The sequence below is a fragment of the Nonomuraea aridisoli genome, from assembly GCF_003236395.1.
In the GTDB taxonomy this organism is placed as follows: domain Bacteria; phylum Actinomycetota; class Actinomycetes; order Streptosporangiales; family Streptosporangiaceae; genus Nonomuraea; species Nonomuraea aridisoli.
In genome coordinates this window covers 1-5423 of record NZ_POUD01000417.1, presented here as the reverse complement: position 1 = coordinate 5423, position 5423 = coordinate 1, and the positions used below count along the sequence as shown (strand labels likewise).

Sequence of the window (5423 nt, the reverse complement as noted above, 5' to 3'; positions counted from 1 at the left end):
GTGGTCGGGGACGGGGGTGTGGTCGCTCCGGTGCCCGTGCCGCGGCCCGGGGACGGGCGTGTGCGGCGGGTCGAGTCCGTCGTCGGGCGTGACCCCGGCGGGTGGCGGCGGATCGCGCAGGTCGTCGTCGGCGGCGGCGGGATGCGCACCGACGGGTCGGAGATCGACGAGGCCCGGGCCAGAGGCGTGTTCTCCGGCAGCCGCAGGATCGTCGTGCTGGGCTGCACCGGCGGCGCCGGCCAGACCACGACGGCGCTCATGCTCGGCCACACCCTCGCCAAGCACCGTGACGACAGGGTCGTCGCCGTCGACGCCAACACCGGCGGCGGCACCCTGACCAGCAAGATCCAGCCGGAGACCCCCGAGACCCTGACCTCGCTGCTGTCGGGGCTCGACCGGGTCAGCGGCTATCTCACCATGCGGGGATACACCACGCGGACCGCCTCGGGGCTCGAGGTGATCAGCGCGGACACCGACGCGGGCGCCGAACAGCGCCTTGCGGACCGGTCCTTCTTCTCCGACCACCGGCTCGGCGAATCCATGCGCCTGCTCGACCGCCACTACAAGCTGGCCGTCATCGACCCGGCCGCCGCCCTGGCGGCCCGGTTGTTGCCGTACGCGGACCAGCTCGTGCTGGTGGTTCCGGCGAGCGAGGAGGCGTCGGAGGCGGTGGCGATGACGTACGAGTGGCTCGACGGGCACGGCTGCGCGGAGCTGCGCAGGCGTGCGGTGATGGTGGTCAACGGCGTGAGCAGGCGTTCGATGGCCGACGTCGAGCAGGCGGAGTCGGTGGCCAGAGGCAGGTGCCGGGCCATCGTCAGGGTCCCCTGGGAGGACGGTCTGGCGCCCGAAGGGGCCGAGGTCGTCGATCCCGGGCAGTTGCGCGCGGCCGGGCGGCGGGCCTATCTCGCCCTCGCCGGTGTCGTGGTCGCGGGCTTTGCGGCACAGACCGTACGACCGAGCGAAGAGGAGTTGGCGAGTGACCCCCCGGGCACGAGAATCGGTGAGCGATAAGTGAACAAGCGAGCAGGTCTGGCCCGTTCATGCGCCGAGGGGGCGGCATGAGCAGGGCGTCCCGAGCGCACCAGCGCCTCGCGGTCCGCTACTTCGACGACCGCATCCTGCTCACGGACACCTGCGCATGGGCGTACTTCCGGCTTCCGACGGTCAGCTACGAGTTCGTCACCCCGGAGGAGCGCGAGGCGCTGGCCACCAACATCACGATCGCGCTGGCCGCGATCCGGATGCCCGACGCCGAGGTCCACCTGAGGGTCGCGCACCGCACGTACCCGGCGGCGGAGTGGGCGATGGCGCTCAACTCCACCTCCGACGAGGGGCCGGGCTGGCGCGACTACCTGGAGGAGATGTACCGGCACGTCTGGGCGAAGGACTTCTGGACCAAGGAGGTCTACCTCGGCGTACGCCTCGGGCCGCGCGGCAAGCAGCTCGGCGCCGGCGTGCTCGCCCAGCTGCTCGGCTTCTACCAGAAGACCGAGAAGGTCCTCGGCATGGAGGACGACCACGTGCCCGACAGCGAGATCGGGCGGTGGACCGAACAGGCCGAACGCCTCGGCCGAGCACTCGCATCGAGCGCCCTCTACGCCCGCCACGCCACCTCCGTCGAGGTGGCGTGGTTGTTCCAGCACGCGGCCGCGGGCGGCATCGGCGACCCGCCGCCGTCGGCCAGCCCGCGCCGGCGCTGGGGCAGGGGCGAGATCGAGTCGCTGGTCGAGGGCGAGATCCACAACGGCAGGTCGCTGCTGCGGATCGTGCAGCCGCAGGGCGACTCGTACGTCGCCTACCTGTCGTTCGCCCGGTTCCCCGACCTCATGCCGTTCCCCGACGGCGAGCCGTGGATGCACTTCGCCGACCAGCTGCCGTTCCCGGTGGAGATCTCCTCGCGGTTGCGGCTCATCCCGGCGGTCAAGGCGTCGAAGGACGTCGCCCGCAAGCTGGCGCACGCCCGCGACATGGACAACCACATCCGCGAGGCGGGCGCGGAGGCGCCGCTGGCGCTGGCCGAGCAGATCGACGCGGCCCGCATGCTGGAGCACGGCATCACCAAGGAACGCCTGCCCTTCGTGTACGGCTGGCACCGCCTGATCGTCTCGGCCCCCACCGAGGACATCTGCGTGCAGCGCGTCGAGGCGGTGGTCGAGCACTACCGCGACATGGGCATCGACGTGGTCAACTCGACCGGCGACCAGTTCTCGTTGTTCTGCGAGTCGCTGCCGGGCGAGAAGGTGCGCGTCAACGCCTACGCCCAGCGTCAGCCGCTGCGCACGATCGCGGGCGGCATGGCCACGGCCACCGTCGACCTGGGCGACCGGATCGGCGAGGGCAGCGAGGGCTGGCTGGGGCCGTACATCGGCGAGACCGTCGGCAGGGCGCGCAGCATCGTGCACTTCGACCCGCTGGTGGCGGCCACCCGCAACCGGCCGACCGCCATCGCGATCACCGGCGAGCCGGGCGGCGGCAAGACCACGCTCGCGCTGCTGATGATCTACCAGATGGCGCTGCGCGGCGTCACGGTCGCGGTGATCGACCCGAAGGGCGACGCGGAGTCGCTCGTGCAGCTGCTGGAGAAGCGGGGGCGCAAGGCGCGCGTCATCCCGCTGGGCTCGGCGGCGCCCGGGCTGCTCGACCCGTTCTCGTTCGGCGACGACATCGCGGCGAAGAAGACGATGGCCACCGAGACGTTGCGGCTGCTGCTGCCGCGCATGTCGGAGGAGCGCGAGTCGGCGATGATCCAGGCGGTGGCGGCGGTGTCGAACCAGCCGGGGCCGTCGCTGGGCAAGGTCGTCGACTATCTGGAGCAGGCCGAGGACCCCGCCTCGAAGAACCTGGGCGCGGTGCTGCGCTCGATGTCGGAGATGCACCTGGCCCGGCTCTGCTTCGACCCCTCGGGCGGCGACCAGATCGACACCGAGGGCTGGACGACCGTGTTCACGCTGGGCGGCCTCACGCTGCCCGACGTGGCCACGGTCAGGGACGACTACTCCTACGAGCAGCGCCTGTCGGTGGCGCTGCTCTACCTGGTCTCCCAGTTCGCGCGCAGGCTGATGAACGGCCTCGACCGGCGCGCTCCCAAGGCGATCTTCCTGGACGAGGCGTGGGCGATCACCTCCACGCCCGAGGGCGCCAAGCTGGTGCCCGAGGTCAGCCGGATGGGCCGTTCCCGCAACACCGCGCTCGTGCTCGTCTCGCAGAACGCCGGAGACCTGCTGAACGAGCAGGTGACCAACTGTCTGTCGTCCGTGTTCGCGTTCCGGTCCACCGAACGGGTGGAGGTGGACCACGTCATGTCGCTGCTCGGGGTGGAGCCGTCGGAGGAGCACAAGGCCGTGCTCCGCTCGCTCGGCAACGGCGAATGCATTTTCCGTGATCTGGATGGCAGGGCAGGCCGCATCGGAGTAGACCTGATCTCCGAGGAACTTCTCCGCTGGCTCGACACGAACCCGACACACGACAAACCCGTGAGCGCGGGGCATGATGATCTTCAGGGGGGCGTGGGCAGGGCGCAGGAGGTGCGGTCATGAAGATCCGGCTACCCAGACGGCTGGCGCTCGTTCTCGCGCTGGCGTTCGGCATGCTCGTGGTGCCGCTCGCGGTGGGCGCCACGCAGCCGGCCGCCGCGGCGCCCTGCGACCTGTCGGGCGCGCTGGCCCCCGAGGTGATCGGCGGCGGCACCGACGGCATGATCCAGCCGCCGCCCCCGGAGGGCGGGCCCCAGGCGCCGACCACCAACTACGCCCAGTTCGGCATGAGCGGCCAGTTCTGGCACACGCACGACCTGGGCTGCTCCGACTACGTCGCCGTGCTCGGCAACATGTGGGCCAACGGCATCTTCACCGCGGCCAAGGCCATCGACCGGCTGACGATCACCACGTACCAGGCCGCGGCGACCGAGGGACCGCTCCAGGCCATCAAGGACGTCGTCGACGACATCGTCACGAACCTCGCCGACGCCATGTACTGGCAGTTCCTGCAGCCCGTCATCATCCTCGGCGCGATCTGGCTGGCCTGGTACGGCCTCATCCGCAAGCGGGCCACCACGACCGCCGAGGGCGTGATCTGGATGGTGCTGGCGGTCACCGTGGCGGTCTGGTTCTTCAGCCGTCCCGGCGACTTCACCGGCCTGGGCAAGGTCGTCACCGACAAGACCGGTGAGGTCGTCAACTCCGCCTTCTCCGGCCTGCCCGGCGCGGGCGGCGCGTCCTGCCTGCCGCCTCCCGGCGACACCACCCCCGAGGTCAGGGCGGGCGGCTACGGCCAGACCGGCACGCCGGGAGTCGAGCAGAACGCCGACGCCCTGTGGTCCACGCTGGTCTGCAAGCCGTGGCTGGTGGGCCTGTTCGGCACCTCCGACCCGCAGCAGCCCATCGTGCGCGACTTCGGCCGCAAGATGCTGGAGATCCAGTCGATCCCGCCGGCCGTGCCGGGGCAGCCCGCCCCCGACGTGGGGGAACGGCAGTCGGAGTACGCCGCGCTGGCCAGCAGCCTCAGGAACGACCCCCGCTACACCGTCTTCTCCGGCCGCGACTGGAGCAACCGGCTCGGCGTGGCCGTCGGCGCGTTCATCGCGGCCATCGTGGCCGGTCTGCTGATCTTCCTGGTGGCGGTCTCGCTGCTGGTGCTGAAGGTCGGATTCCTGTTGTTGCTGATCCTCGGGCCGGTCTTCCTGCTCATCGGCGTCCATCCGGGCAGCGGGCGGATCATCGCCATGCGCTGGGTGGAGATGCTCATCGGCACGCTGCTGCGGCAGGCCGTGCTGACCATCGTGCTCAGCGTCCTCGTGTACGGCTACGCGCTGATCATCTCCACGGCCATGCCGTGGGGGCTCCAGGTGTTGTTCATGGCCCTGCTGACGATCGCGGTGTTCTTCTACCGGCGGCCATTCCAGCACCTGTTCGCCTCGATGAGCGGTCACACGGTGACGACCCGCATGCTCGGCGAGGCGGCCAGCTCGTCGGTGCTGGAGCGGTCGGTGGGCGTGCTGCCGCCGGTCGCCTCGGCCCGGATCGGACGCTGGGGGCTGCGCAAGGCCGAACCGCTCATCAGGGCGGCGAGCGTGGCCAACCCGGCGGGCGCGGCGGCGACGGCCGCGGCGGGGCAGGCGCGCGTACGCGCTGAGGAGGGCGAGGGATCGCCCACCGGCACCCGCATCCCGGCGACGGCGGCGCCGCTCGACACCGACCACCAGGGCGGCAAGGCGGCGGCGCGCGCTTCGCTCGAACCGCGCAGGGGCACCGCGCCCCCGCTCAACCTGGGCGGCGCCGCGCGGCCGCGCAACGGCGGGCCGCGCGTCGGCGGGACGGGAGGTTCGTCCGGGTCCGCGGCGGCCGCCTCCACGGGCGGGTCGGGCGGCGGTTCGGGCGGCGGTTCGGCGGGTGGCTGGTTCGGCGGCGGGTCCGGCGGTGGCT

General features: G+C 71.6%; 3 protein-coding genes. All 3 read left to right on the top strand.

Features of this window, described 5'->3' with window-relative positions:
- Nucleotides 1-1014, top strand: a 1014-nt coding sequence (locus tag C1J01_RS45750) for a MinD/ParA family ATP-binding protein (protein WP_220040449.1), incomplete at its 5' end; no start/stop codon positions are given.
- 47 nt (nt 1015-1061) lie between these two features.
- Nucleotides 1062-3539: an ATP-binding protein gene (locus C1J01_RS45745; RefSeq protein ID WP_111185265.1), complete on the top strand. Its 2478-nt coding sequence runs from the start codon at nt 1062-1064 to the stop codon at nt 3537-3539.
- On the top strand, nt 3536-5423 hold a 1888-nt coding region (locus C1J01_RS45740; RefSeq protein ID WP_111185264.1), incomplete at its 3' end, for a type IV secretion system protein. The genes C1J01_RS45745 and C1J01_RS45740, both read left to right, overlap by 4 nt.

Bases quoted from the DNA above. Each gene is read 5' to 3' on its own strand.
- C1J01_RS45745 (WP_111185265.1), top strand. From the start codon at position 1,062: ATGAGCAGGGCGTCCCGAGCGCACCAGCGCCTCGCGGTCCGCTACTTC.